The sequence below is a fragment of the Paenibacillus sp. OAE614 genome (assembly GCF_040546645.1).
Classification (GTDB): Bacteria; Bacillota; Bacilli; order Paenibacillales; family Paenibacillaceae; genus Paenibacillus_AQ; species Paenibacillus_AQ favisporus.
Map to the genome: position 1 here is coordinate 7420341 of NZ_JBEPOD010000001.1, position 13327 is coordinate 7433667.

Genomic DNA, 13327 nt, shown 5'->3' on the forward strand with positions numbered 1-13327 from the left:
CTATCTATGTAGCTCTAGTCCTTAGCGGAGTGATTAGATAAACCAGGGACTCATTTTTAGAAGCGGCAGTAACAATGAGGGGTTTTAAAGGACTTGCATATTGAATACTGATCCATTCGCTGTCAATTACACGTATGATGTCCTGCATATACTTCCCGTTGAAAGCAATACGAAATGGCTCCCCTTGAAAGTCCTGCACAGGAGTAGTCTCATGAACATCGCCAACTTCCGGCGTATTGGAGCTTAATTCCAAGGAATGGGGTGTTCCATTCAGCAGAACCGTTTGTCCGCCTGCAACCAAATTAACCCGCTCGATCGCGCTGAGAAGGGCTGCTGAGGAAACCCGAACTTCTGTTACATATGTGGCGTTGGTCATCGTTTCCATTGGCGGGAAGGATCCGGTCATTAGAGGAATGTATGCCGTGAGATTATGATTCTGCATCACCATCCGGTGGTTACTGAAGGACAGCCGCAGTTTCTCTCCGGATAGCAGTTTGGAGGCATGCTTTAAATATGCGGAAGGTATGATGGCCTCAACTTCATTGCTCAGATTGCGGTCAAGAAGGGTTGTGCATGAAGCCAGGCGCACACCGTCTGTAGCCATCAGCTTCATTGAGCCATTTGCAATGTGAAACAGGGCGCCGGTTAATACTGGCCTGGCTTCATTGGATCTGGCGGATGCAAAAACGACCTGCTGAACCATTTTTTTAAATTGAGAGCTCGATAGCTCCACATCCAAAAGGTGGGTTCCGAGGTCTGGAACGGAACTCCTATCCTCCGGATCCATTCCGTAGAGTCGGAATACAGTACTGCCTGAGCTAATCTTTAATAGGAAAGGCGGCTGTGTTTCCAGGGTCACCACTCCGGCAGGCAGCTTGCGAATCATGTCCGCAAATAGACGCGAAGGCACGGCAATGGACTCCGTTTGACAGTGTCCCTCATCGAGTGGAAGCCTTGCTTGAATGACCATTCCCGAGCTTGTTCCTGATGCAAGAGTCAGTCCATTCAGACTCGTATGTAAATGAATCATAGAGTTCTGCGGTTGTGCTGAGGATACCGAAGCTGCGACGGCAACCTGTTGAACGGTTTGAGCCAGAAGATCACCTGGGATACGGACCAACACGGGCGTCACCTTTTTCTTTTAATTTTGGTCGGAAAAATAATGTTCGATCATTCCACGCAGAACCTCGGACCGAGTAAACTGATTGTCGTCACAATAGGCATCAAGGCGGCTCCATGTTGCCTCGGATAAAGTTAACGATACTTTGCGGGTCGTCCCGATCCCTTTTCTGCCTGCTCCTCGGCGCGCTCCGCCTCGGGTAAACATGAAGCTCAGCTGACCTTCCTTATCGGGGATGCCGATTTTTACTTTGTTGCGCGGCTCCATGATCATGCCTCCTATTTGAATAAGGTAACCAATTTCAAATATTTTCTAATATTAATCTATCACAGTTCGAAAGTGTTGGGCAAGAAGCACTCCTTTTTGCGCCAAGCGAATCAACCTACCCAAAACGGGGTATAAAAGGGTAAAAGAACCGAAAAGGAGTGAGCGTCATGAAAATCATTATTACGCAGGCGGAAGCGGTAGAGAAGGGCATCTGGGGCGAAGTCATGAAGATGTTTGGCGTCGAGGCCGAGGAGGAAGTGTGGCCGAGCGAGGAGTACATTTTGACGGAGGAGCAGGCGCGCCGGATCGGGATTATTCAGTAGAGCTCACATATGATTATAAAAAGGGTGTCTCCAGCGGTTTCGTTAAACCGGCGGAGGCACCCTTTTGCTTCGTTTGGATGATAGCTGACAATCCATTGCTGCCCTTCATCTGCCCTCAGAAGTTCGGCCCGCTTACGCCGTCCTCCACGATTTGCTCTTCAGAGCCTGGAGCGGGGCCGCCCTCTCCCGAATCTTCCGTATGGACCGCGATCAGCCGGTTTTGCGGGCGGTACGTATCACGGGAAATGCGTTTGCGCGATACCTCCTTGCCGTCCACCTTCTTGATTTGATAGGTCTCGACGACGTAGCCGGGTTTGCCGCTCTGCAGGATCTCCTGGCCGCCGACCGGAAGGGTCGGATTCTGCACGAACTTCTCGGTGACCGGGAGTGTTTCGACCGTGCGGGACATGAGGTCATAGGTGACATTTTTCGGGAAGGTGCCAAAAAATTTGACGATCAGATTCCGATCCTTGACTTCGGCCTGAATCAGCAGCGACTTCCCGGTATTGTTCCGGAAGCGGAAGTTGATCGAGCCTTCGGCAAACGTAGCGTCCTGCCCTTTCGGCAGGTAACTGACCGGCAGGGAATGGTTGCGCCGCTCGACGATTTCAAGCCCGGTCCGGACCGCCGCATTGTACACGGTGCTGGACACCTGGCAGATGCCTCCGCCTACACCGGGCACCAGCTTCCCGTTCAGGATGACCGGCGCCTCCTGGAACCCGTATTTTTCCTCCGCCTTGGCAATGACCTTGCTGTAGTCAAACACGTCACCCGGCTTCAGCACCATGCCGTTCACCGCTTTGGCTGCGGAATCGACATTGTATACCCTTCCCGGCCCGCTCGAACCGAGCCCGGTGGAGAACTCGATGATCTTTCGCTCGATTCCTTCTTCCTTGAGGCTGCTGATCGTGACGTTCGGCACCATCCGGTACAGGGGAAGGTCCAGGCTGAGCTTGGGCTTTTCACCGCCGGCAATCAGGGTGAAGTCCTTCGGAATCAGCGCTGTCATCTGCTCCTTGAGCGTGTTCCAGTCAATCCGCGAGACTGAAACCTCCGGCGTGTACACGACCTCGTCTTTCCCTGAGATCCGCCGTGTGGCTTCCACCGGAAGGCCGAAGTGATCCTGCTCCCACTCCGGTGTAAATTTCTCCTTCAGCGCGGAAATGTCCCAGTGGGGCACGATGTTCCAGTCCGTCTGAAAATGCCAGCGGTATTTCAGCTGGTCCAGCCAGCTTCCTTCATGCAGCTTCGCAACCGCCTCTTTAAAGGCGTCCGCTTCAAACGAAACGCCGGCTTCCTTCAGCGTCAGCTGGGCATCGGGAATGCCTTTGGCGGCCACGGACAGCGTCAAGGGAATGCTCTCCATCTGTCTGAGTCGGGCGTCCAGCAGCTTAAGCGCCTCATCTGAATCTTTTCCTCCGAGCGGGTAGCCGGCAACCTGGATCTTATCCGGAAGGGTGTTTTGTCCGATATAAAGATGTACCCACCCGGCGGTGACGGAACCGATCAGCAGGATGCTGGCGATAATGATCAGGCTCAAATGAATTTTTTTCATAGGGTTCCCACCTCTTTCGCTTCCTCTTCATCGTGATTGATGCTGTCTTTCCATATATATGTAGGCAAAGTGGAAAAATTTCGGGTACTCAAAAGGTAACAATTTTGTTACAATGAAACACATCGTGATGATTCCTACGCTTTTTTAAAGGAATTAGCTGGAATGTGTCGAATTTATAATGGCTGATTATGTAATTAGGAAGTGATGAACGAAGTGATTGAAATGCAGGACGTGTGGAAGACCTACCAGAATGGAACCCATGCATTGCAAGGCGTATCGGTCAAGATCGACCGCAACGAATTCGTATACGTCGTCGGACCGTCCGGCGCAGGCAAATCGACATTCATGAAGCTTATTTATAGAGAAGAAGTGCCGACCAAAGGGCAGATCTCTGTGAACGGTTTTAATATCGGCAAGCTGAAGCAGCGGAAAATTCCGTATGTGCGCCGGAATATCGGCGTCATTTTTCAGGATTTCCGCCTTCTTCCGACGCTTTCGGCATATGAAAACGTGGCTTTTGCCATGGAAGTCATCGAAGCGCCGAAGCGGCAGATGAAAAAGCGCGTGATGGAGGTGCTGGATCTGGTTGGACTGAAGTCCAAAGCCGCCCGCCTTCCGGCGCAGCTGTCCGGGGGGGAGCAGCAGCGGATCGCGATCGCCAGAGCCATTGTGAACAACCCGGCGGTCATTATTGCGGACGAGCCTACCGGCAACCTGGACCCTGAAACGTCATGGGGCATCATGCAGCTGCTTGATGAGATCAATTTCCGCGGAACGACCATCGTCATGGCCACCCACAACAAGGAGATCGTGAACACGATGCGCAAGCGCGTCATCGCGATCGAGCACGGCAACATTGTACGCGACCAGCAGAGAGGGGAATACGGATATGACTTTTAACACCTTTCTGCGGCATTTGCGGGTCGGGTTTAACAGCATCTTCCGCAACGGGTGGATGACCGTGGCCTCCGTTACCTCCATCGTGGTATCCCTGTTCGTGCTCGGGGTATTTATCATCCTGGTGCTCAATGTCAACGCTTTGGCCGACAAGGCCGATAAACAAGTGCAAATCCGCGCTTATCTCAACCTGAACGTCGACCAGAAGCTGCGCGAGAAGGTGCAGAACGAAATCTCCGCGATGCCGGAGGTCAGCAAGGTGCAGTTCATTTCCAAAGAGCAGGGCCTCACCGATTTCCGCAACAGTATGGGAGACGAGGGGAAGGAGCTGCTGGAAGGCTTCAGCAAGGATAACAACCCGCTGCCGGACACGATTATGGTCGAGGTGATCGAGCCGACGACGGTTCCGTTCGTCGCCCAGAAGATCGAGGCGCTGAACACGAGCCATACGGAGCAGCCGATCATGAAAGTGAAGTACGGCAAAGGCACAATCGAAACGCTGTTTAAAGTGACGCGCCTGGTACGCAACATCGGGTTTATTTTCGTGGCCGGCCTCGCCGTCATGTCGATGTTCCTGATCTCCAACACCATTCGCGTCACGATTCTCGCCCGCCGCCGGGAAATCAGCATTATGAAGCTGGTCGGGGCGACGAATTATTTTATCCGCTGGCCGTTCTTCGTGGAAGGCACCCTGATCGGACTGATTGGGTCCGTCATCACGGTGGCGCTGCTGTTCGTCGGTTATGACCGGCTGGCCGCCTCCATCGGCTCGGATTTTACGCTCCAGATGTCACTTCTCCCGCTGAGCCAGCTGTGGCAGTGGGGAGGATTACTGATTGTCCTCGGCGTGCTGATCGGCATGTGGGGAACGACCCTATCTATTCGCAAATTTTTGAAGGTATAAGAACAAGAACGATAAGCAGCTGACGGAGAGTCTTGGTTATACAGGAGAAACTTTTGGAAAAGGACGGGGAACGCAAGTTGAAAAAGATCGCCACATGTTTGGCCGTAGTTATGATCGCAGCGGCTGTATTTCAGCCTTCGGAAGGTCTGGCAAAGAAAAAAACGGTCGATGATATCGACCATGAACTGAGAGTGCTGCAGCAGCAGGCGAAGACCGCCAAGCAGCAAAAGAGCAAGGCGGAAGCTCAGAAGCAGGAAGCGCAGCATTACAAAAATAAAACGACCCAAAACCTGCAGTACGTTATGAACCAGATTAGTACGGTGAGCAACACGATGACCAAATTGACGGTTCAAATTGACGATACGCAGGACAAGCTCCATCAGACCGCAGCCGAGCTGGATGCCGCCGAAGAGCGGATCCAGTCGCGGGAGAAAATGCTGGAGTCCCGGGTACGGCTTATGTATACCGACGGCAACGTATCCTATTTGGAGGTGCTGCTCTCATCGACCAGCTTCTCCGATTTCCTGGAGCGGGCAGACGCTCTTAAGGAATTCGTAGACCAAGACAAGGACCTGCTGGAGCAGCACAAGAAGGATAAGGCGCTGGTGCTGGCTAAGAAAAAGGAACTGGAGTCGGATTACGCCAAAGCCAAGGATTTGTATGCCCAGATGGAAGACCAGAAGGCCATTCTGGCTGAAAACGAGCGGCAGAAGCAGATTCTGATCGCACAGTACGACCAGAAGATTGAAGAATCCGACGACACCAGTGAAGAGCAGGATCAGCTGCTCGTCACGCTTGTCAGCAAGCGTGCTTCCCTGGAGCAGGAGAAAAACAAGCTGAAGGCTGAAGAAGCGGCGAGAAGGGCGGCGGCAGCCAAGGCGGCTGCTGCGAAGAGAGCGGCTGCAGCAGCTGCGGCAGCGGCTAAGAAGAGGAGCGCGACAACGACGGTTGAAAGCTCGGGCGGCTTCTCGGGCAGCGGCGGACCGCTGTATATGCCGGTTAGCGGAGCCCGCATTTCTTCGTCTTTCGGCCGAAGAGTCCATCCGGTTACGGGGGAAGTCGGCAAGATGCATAAAGGGGTGGACCTTGCCGTTCCGCAGGGAACGCCGATCCACGCCGCTGAAACAGGAACCGTCACGCTGGCCGAATGGTGGAGCGGTTACGGGTACTGTGTCATCATCGATCATGGGGACGGAATGTGGACCCTCTATGGACATATACGTGAAGGCGGTATTAAAGTAAAGGTAGGCGAGCATGTCAGCCGCGGTCAGGTGATTGCAGAATCCGGCGCAACGGGACAAGTCACGGGGCCTCACCTTCATTTTGAAGTCCGTCAGAATGGAACGCCTGTGGACCCGATGCCGTATCTGTAGACCGTATAAATATTCCGTACAAGCCGAACATATACTAGGATGGTTAAGTCTGGTCATAAGAGGTTCGGCCGGAAAATAAAAGGCGGTGAAACTTACTTTGAAGAAACGTACGGTCGCATTGTTGGTCGTCGTAGGTATGCTGTTGGGAAGCGTACTGACCCTCGTGTTAACAAGCGCAAGCTTTGCGAATCAGGCCTCGACGGGCCAGGGCGTGCTAGCGAGCGTGGTCAGCGGCGGCTTGAAGCAGGATGAAGCGAAGAAAATCGGTACGGCTCTGGATCTCATCCAAGGCAATTATTACGAGGATGTGGACCGGAGCAAACTGGTGGATGGTGCCATCAACGGCATGATGGAATCGCTGGAAGATCCGTACTCGACTTATATGGGTAAGCAAACGGCACAGGAATTTGAGGAGAGCATCGAGGGCTCGTTCAGCGGCATCGGTGCCGAAGTGTCCTCGGAAGACGGCAATGTCGTCATCGTGTCTCCGATCAAGGGATCGCCTGCCGAAAAGGCAGGACTCCGCGCCAAGGATATCATCCTGACGGTGAACGGAGAATCGCTGAGCGGGCTTGAGCTGAACGATGCGGTTTCGAAAATCCGCGGTCCGAAAGGCAGCGAGGCGAAGCTGACGGTCCGCCGCAGCGGCGTATCGACGCCGCTTCAGTACACCATCGTGCGCGACGATGTCGATCTGGAGACCGTCAATGCCCACATGGAACCGGGTAAGGTAGGCGTGATTGAAATTACCCAGTTCTCCCTGAACACGGGCGATCGCTTCAAGGAAGAGTTGGCGAAGCTCGAGAGCGAAGGCATGAAGGGCCTCGTCATCGATGTCCGGAACAATCCCGGCGGCGTGCTGTCCGTCGTGATCGATATCGCCGAGCAATTCGTGCCGAAAGGCAAGCTGATCGTTCAGGTTGAAGACAAGAACAAGAAGCGCGAGAAGAGCGAGTCCAAGGGAACGGGCAAAGGCTATCCGGTCGCCCTCCTGATGAACAAGGGAAGCGCCAGCGCATCCGAAATTCTGGCAGGTGCCTTGCAGCAATCGGCCGGAGCGAAGCTGATCGGTGAAAACTCCTTTGGTAAAGGAACCGTACAGACGAGCTTCGACAAGCAAATGGGCGACGGCAGCCTGCTCAAGATTACGATCGCGAAATGGCTGACGCCAAACGGCAGCTGGATCCACAAGAAGGGGATCAAGCCTGACATTGCGGTGGATCAGCCGGATTACTTCTCGGTGGCTCCGATCAACAAGGACAAATCGCTGGAATACAACATGAATAACACTGACGTGAAGAGTGCGCAGATCATGCTGGACGGCCTTGGCTTCAAGCCTGGACGCAAAGACGGATTCTTCGATGAGAAAACCGTGGCGGCCGTCAAGTCGTTCCAAAGCAGCGCGAAGCTGAACGCGAACGGAGTTATTGACGCGAAGACGGCGGAAGCACTCGAGAACGCGCTGATCGAGCACATCCGCGATCCGAAATACGATAATCAATTGAACCGCGGGATCGACGAGGTGCGGAAGGAAATTGCCGCTGCCGCGTCGAATCGTTAAGAAGGCTGATCTTTAGCCTTCTTTTTTTCTTGCGTCTGATGTCTGTCCTGGATATGCGTAAATGTCATGGTAAAGGAGCGTGGTGACGGATTGGATGTCGCATTGGAACTGCTGTGGAAGTTGGGGGATGCTTTGTTACAGCTGCTGACGCAGCCGTTTTATTATATTTCGATCATTTTGATGGCACTTGTGTACCGTAGGCAGGTACTGCTGGAGAGAAAGCTGTTCTCCGTCCGGCTGCACAGCTGGGGGCTGCAGACTTGGCGAACCTTTTGGGGCGGACTGCTGGCCGGGATCGGCGTCTCGGTGGCCGCGGCGTTTTTGGGAATTTCGCTGACCACGGAAGCGGTCATCTGCATTTGGGTGGTAGCCATCGTGCTGCTGCTGTTCCGGGTAAGGTATTTATGCTTTGCCTACGCCATCGGGATCCTGGGCGTGATTCAGTTTGTTGTAGGGCTGTTTTCCTGGAGTCCGGACGGGTTCCTGAAAACGGTGAAGGATACGGTAGCGGGTCTGGATATTCCTGCCCTGCTTGCCTTGGTCGCGGTGCTGCACTTGGCTGAGGCTCTGCTTATCCGCCTGCAGGGAGCGTCCTTTGCTAATCCGCTCTTTATTGAAGGGAAGCGAGGCAAGCTCGTTGGAGGCTATCAGATGCAGGTATTCTGGCCGATTCCTCTGTTTCTGCTGATTCCGGGAGCTTCGGATACCATTCTGCCTTGGACGCCTTTATTTGGAGGAGACGGATGGAGCAGCGGCTTCAGCATGATGGCACTGCCGATGGTGATCGGCTTCAGCGAAATGACGCAGAGCCTGCTTCCGCAGGTGAAGGCCGATCGGACGTTCAAACGCCTCCTTATCTATGGCGTCGTACTGCTGGCTTTCAGCATTCTGTCGGCATGGTGGAGTCCGCTCGCCCTTGTGGCGGCCTTGATCGCCTTTGTGCTTCATGAAGGGCTGGCCTGGTACAGCCGGTATGAGGAGCAGCACCGGAGTCCGGTGTTTGTCCATCCTGCGCAGGGGCTGAAGGTGCTGGCCGTCATTCCCGGGAGCCCTGCCGAAGAGCTGGGCATCACGGCCGGCGAATCGATTGTGAAGGTCAACGGCATGGCGATCCGGTCCAAAGAGCAGCTGCATCTGGCGATCCGCAAAAACCCGGCCTTCTGCAAGCTGGAAGTGCAAAACCTGCAGGGTGAAGTCAAGTTCCTGCAGCGGGCAATCTACGACGGGGATCATCACCAGCTGGGCGTTATTCTGGCTCCGGACCCGGATGCCGGTGTGGCGCTAGTGCTGAAACCGGTCAATCTGTTTCAGCTGATCGGCATGAAAATTCATGCCCGCAGCAAGTCGTCCACCCCTGCATCGCATGATGCGCGGGAAGCCGACATGTAAAGGCAAGAACGCAAAAAGCGTGGAAGCTCTGAAGCTTCCACGCTTTTTTTTGTCTTATGAAAGGGCCAATCGGTGGTTTACCGGCGAAGCAGGAGGTTACGGATCATTCCTGAAGCTGGCGGAGGACGATGATCTCTACCCGGCGGTTTTTCTGCCTTCCGGCTTCGGTGCCATTATCCCCGACAGGACGCGTATCGCCGTATCCGGCGTACTGGAATTCGTCCGGGTTCAGATGCTTTTGGTCAAGGAAAAACCGCAGGACCGACAGCGCCCGTGCTCCGGAGAGCTCCCAATTGTCTTTGTAATTCGAAGCGTGTACGATCGGCAGATTGTCGGTGTGACCCTCGATGCTGATCACCGTGCTCAGGTTCTTGAACAGGCTGGCTAGCTTGTCCAGCACCGGTGCCGAGCCGGGCTTTAGGTCAGCTTTGCCGACATCGAACATAAATTGGTCGCTCAGCGTAATGGAGATACCTTGAGGCTCGTCCGCCACAAATATCTGGTCCTCCAGCCGGTTATCCTTCACATACTGCGAAATGACCTGCATCAGGTTCTGGAGCTCCTGCTCCTGCTTGCGGAAGGCAAGCTCCCGTTCGGTCAGTTCCTGAGAGCCGCTGTTCTGCGGTTTTTTGGCCGTGTCGGGATTTCGATGCGTATTTTTGTCCGCCTGGCCGGTGATGCCGGATCCCTTCTCGAGGATCGAATCGCCGCTTTTGAACGTATGCTGCAGGGATTGTGTAATCGCCTCGTACTTCTCAACGTCCAGCCGGCTCATCGCGAACATCATGACGAAAAAGATCAGGAGCAGCGTGATCAGGTCCGCATAAGTGATCAGCCACCGGTCCCGGCCGCCGTCTCCTTCGCTTTTCCTCCGGCCCTGGCGTCTATTCCGCTGTCTCATCGATGAATTCCTCCTTCACGGCAGGGGCATGATAGCTGTCCACCGGTGTGAAGGAAACGAGCTTTTTGCGCACCATGTTGGGGTGCTCGCCGTTCTGAATCGCCAGAATGCCCTGCATCAAAAGTTCCAATTGCTGAATTTCATCGGCGCTGCGGGACTTAATTTTCGACGCAATGGGTAAAAAGATAATATTGGCGCTCGCCACGCCGTATAACGTAGCGGTAAAAGCAACTGCGATCGACGGCCCGAGATCGGTCGGCTCGGACAAGCTGCCGAGGACATGGATCAGCCCCATAACGGTGCCGATGATACCCATGGTCGGGGCGTAGCCGCCCGCTGACTCGAATATTTTGGCGTAGTTTTCGTGCTTTTGCTCTACGGCGTCCATTTCGAGCTCCATGATTTGTTTGATCTGGGATTCTTCCGTTCCGTCGACGACCAGCTGAATGCCTTCGCGAAGGAACGAGTTGTGATGGTCCATCGCCATTCTTTCAAGGGAGAGCACCCCGCTCCGTCTGGCCGCCGTAGCCATGCCAACCAAGTCTTCGATCAGCTGGTTCGTATCCTCGGCCGGTTTGCTGAAGGCAAAGCGCAGCGCTTTGGGAATCGTCTTGAGCCGGTGAAGCGGGTAACTGACAACGACAGCGGCAATAGTTCCCCCGAATACGATCAGGGCGGCCGCTGCCTGCATTAATCCATTAATCTGACCTCCTTCCCATAAAAAGCCACCTACCAGCGCGGCAAGTCCCGCCAGGATGCCCAGTATTGTTGTGATTTCCATGTTGTGCTATCACTCCTGTTCATGAGTTAGGGTTTGCATACGGCACTTGATCAGAGTATAATAGACGGGAACAAATATTCTTATTTCAACAATGATTTCCTATAGCTTATATCGGGAAATCTCGACATATAGTTTAGAATATCTATTTTAGATGATAAGGGTGATGTTGGGCAATGAGCGATATTGTCGTCAGTACCAAGACGTTTGAGCTTGAGTCGGAATACACACCGCAGGGCGACCAGCCGAAGGCCATTACCGAGCTGGTGGAAGGCCTGAAGCAGGGGAAGAAGCATCAGACGCTGCTCGGTGCGACCGGTACCGGCAAGACCTTTACCATTGCGCAGACGATCGCCAAGGTGCAGCGGCCGACGCTGGTCATCGCGCATAACAAGACGCTTGCCGCCCAGCTGGCGAGCGAATTCAAGGAGTTTTTCCCGAACAACTCCGTCGATTACTTTGTGAGTTACTATGATTACTATCAACCGGAAGCGTACATCCCTTCTTCGGATACGTATATTGAGAAAGATTCGAGCATCAACGAGGAGATCGATAAGCTGCGCCACTCCGCGACCAGCTCGCTGTTCGAGCGGCGGGACGTTATTATCGTGGCGAGCGTCTCGTGTATTTACGGCTTGGGTTCGCCGATGGAATACTCCAGCATGCTGCTGTCGCTGCGCGTAGGCATGGAGAAGCCGCGTAATCAGATTTTGTCGCGCCTGGTGGACATCCAATACCAGCGCAACGACATCAACTTCGTGCGCGGGACATTCCGTGTTCGCGGCGACGTCATTGAGATTTTCCCGGCTTCCAAGGGGGAACAGGCGATCCGCGTGGAGCTGTTCGGGGATGAGATCGAACGGATTACGGAGATCGACGTCCTGACCGGCGAGCTGATCGGTGAACGCGATCATATTGCGATTTTCCCGGCGTCTCACTTCGTAACGAAGGAAGAGACGATGCGTGTGGCGCTGGTCAATATTGAGCGGGAGCTGGAAGAGCGGCTCGAGGAGCTTCGCTCCCAAGGCAAGCTGCTCGAGGCTCAGCGCCTGGAGCAGCGTACGCGCTACGACATCGAGATGATGAAGGAAGTCGGCTTCTGCTCGGGGATTGAGAACTATTCCGGACCGTTAACATTCCGGGAACGGGGAGCAACCCCATATACGCTGCTGGACTATTTTCCGGATGATATGCTGATCGTCGTCGACGAGTCCCATGTGACGCTGCCGCAGATCCGCGCGATGTACAACGGGGACCGGGCGCGCAAGACGGTGCTGGTGGAACACGGATTCCGTCTGCCGTCGGCTCTGGACAACCGCCCGTTGACGTTCGAAGAGTTCGAGAGTAAAGTGAATCAAATTATCTACGTGTCAGCGACGCCGGGACCGTACGAGATCGAGCACTGTAATGAAATGGTTGAGCAGATCATCCGTCCGACAGGTTTGTTGGATCCGGTAATCGAAGTCCGACCGACCGAAGGGCAGATTGACGATTTGATCGGAGAGATCCGGGAGCGGATCGACCGCGACGAGCGGGTGCTCGTGACGACGCTGACCAAGAAGATGGCCGAGGATTTGACCGACTATCTGAAAGAGATTGGGATCAAGGTCCGGTACCTGCATTCCGATATCAAGACCTTGGAGCGGATGGCGATACTGCGCGATCTGCGTTTGGGCACGTTCCATGTGCTGATTGGGATCAACCTGCTGAGAGAGGGACTTGACCTGCCTGAGGTATCTTTGGTTGCGATCCTGGATGCCGACAAGGAAGGCTTCCTCCGCTCGGAGCGGTCTCTCATTCAGACCATCGGCCGCGCGGCCCGGAACTCTGAGGGCTTTGTTCTGATGTATGGCGACAAAATTACGGAGTCGATGGACAAAGCGATTAAGGAAACCCAGCGCCGCCGCACGATGCAGATTGCCTATAACGAGCAGCACGGGATCACGCCTCAGACGATCCGCAAGAAGGTGCGGGACGTCATCGAGGCGACGAAGGTGGCCGAGTCGAAGGCGGAGTATTTGACCGGCACCGGAGGCAAGATGTCGAAGAAGGAGCGCCAGTCGGTGATTCAGCGTCTGGAAGCGGAAATGAAGGATGCCGCGAAGAACCTGCAGTTCGAGCGCGCAGCCGAGCTGCGTGACGCCCTGCTGGAACTGAAGGCGGAATAAACAAGAACATGGATAAGATAAGGGAACGGCCGCTTGTACTGGTCGTTCTCTTTGTGGATAAATCCCATAAATAGATCCTTTCAAAGGAGAT

General features: G+C 54.3%; 12 protein-coding genes. 7 read left to right on the forward strand and 5 right to left on the reverse strand.

All coding sequences use genetic code 11. The annotated features are described in order from the left end of the window. Positions 1–4 precede the first annotated feature (4 nt). Both dnaN and ABIE48_RS33885 read right to left on the reverse strand, forming a co-directional pair. Positions 5–1132 carry a DNA polymerase III subunit beta gene (gene dnaN, locus ABIE48_RS33880; RefSeq protein ID WP_354520525.1) on the reverse strand — a complete coding sequence of 376 codons (1128 nt, stop codon included), beginning with the start codon at positions 1130–1132 and terminating at the stop codon, positions 5–7. 9 nt (positions 1133–1141) lie between these two features. Then, complete coding sequence (locus ABIE48_RS33885; RefSeq protein WP_354520527.1) at positions 1142–1387, reverse strand: hypothetical protein; 246 nt, start codon at positions 1385–1387, stop codon at positions 1142–1144. Positions 1388–1554: 167 nt separating this feature from the next. Here ABIE48_RS33885 and ABIE48_RS33890 point away from each other — a divergent pair, with 167 nt between their 5' ends. Beyond that, positions 1555–1710, forward strand: a complete 156-nt coding sequence (locus ABIE48_RS33890) for a hypothetical protein (RefSeq protein ID WP_163882621.1) — start codon at positions 1555–1557, stop codon at positions 1708–1710. Positions 1711–1825: 115 nt separating this feature from the next. On the opposite strand, the gene ABIE48_RS33895 is transcribed toward ABIE48_RS33890, so the two are convergent. Beyond that, on the reverse strand, positions 1826–3265 hold the full coding sequence (locus tag ABIE48_RS33895; RefSeq protein WP_192716662.1) for a VanW family protein: 1440 nt from the start codon (positions 3263–3265) through the stop codon (positions 1826–1828). 213 nt (positions 3266–3478) lie between these two features. Between ABIE48_RS33895 and ftsE the strand changes: the two genes are divergently transcribed. From ftsE to ABIE48_RS33920, 5 genes are all read left to right on the forward strand, one after another. After that, the gene (gene ftsE, locus ABIE48_RS33900) at positions 3479–4165 is read left to right on the forward strand and encodes a cell division ATP-binding protein FtsE (protein WP_192716919.1); all 687 of its coding nucleotides are present in this window, start codon (positions 3479–3481) and stop codon (positions 4163–4165) included. After that, a complete protein-coding gene (gene ftsX / locus ABIE48_RS33905) occupies positions 4155–5066 on the forward strand; it encodes a permease-like cell division protein FtsX (protein WP_076174530.1) in 912 nt (303 codons plus the stop codon). The genes ftsE and ftsX overlap by 11 nt, the downstream gene beginning before the upstream one ends. Positions 5067–5143: 77 nt before the next feature. Further along, positions 5144–6439, forward strand: a complete 1296-nt coding sequence (locus ABIE48_RS33910; RefSeq protein WP_192716918.1) for a murein hydrolase activator EnvC family protein — start codon at positions 5144–5146, stop codon at positions 6437–6439. A 136-nt stretch (positions 6440–6575) separates the two neighbouring features. Then, positions 6576–8000 carry a S41 family peptidase gene (locus ABIE48_RS33915; protein WP_192716917.1) on the forward strand — a complete coding sequence of 475 codons (1425 nt, stop codon included), beginning with the start codon at positions 6576–6578 and terminating at the stop codon, positions 7998–8000. A 90-nt stretch (positions 8001–8090) separates the two neighbouring features. Next, positions 8091–9389, forward strand: coding sequence for a PDZ domain-containing protein (locus tag ABIE48_RS33920; protein WP_354520530.1), 1299 nt, complete (start codon positions 8091–8093; stop codon positions 9387–9389). Between the two features lie 103 nt (positions 9390–9492). Here ABIE48_RS33920 and ABIE48_RS33925 read toward each other — a convergent pair whose 3' ends face one another. Together ABIE48_RS33925 and ABIE48_RS33930 are read right to left on the reverse strand one after the other, a co-directional pair. After that, positions 9493–10290, reverse strand: coding sequence for an OmpA/MotB family protein (locus ABIE48_RS33925; RefSeq protein ID WP_116233521.1), 798 nt, complete (start codon positions 10288–10290; stop codon positions 9493–9495). Then, the gene (locus ABIE48_RS33930) at positions 10274–11071 is read right to left on the reverse strand and encodes a flagellar motor protein (RefSeq protein WP_192716660.1); all 798 of its coding nucleotides are present in this window, start codon (positions 11069–11071) and stop codon (positions 10274–10276) included. Before ABIE48_RS33930 ends, ABIE48_RS33925 begins: the two co-directional genes overlap by 17 nt. Positions 11072–11244: 173 nt before the next feature. Here ABIE48_RS33930 and uvrB point away from each other — a divergent pair, with 173 nt between their 5' ends. Further along, the gene (gene uvrB / locus ABIE48_RS33935; RefSeq protein ID WP_105444817.1) at positions 11245–13236 is read left to right on the forward strand and encodes an excinuclease ABC subunit UvrB; all 1992 of its coding nucleotides are present in this window, start codon (positions 11245–11247) and stop codon (positions 13234–13236) included. Positions 13237–13327: the final 91 nt, after the last annotated feature.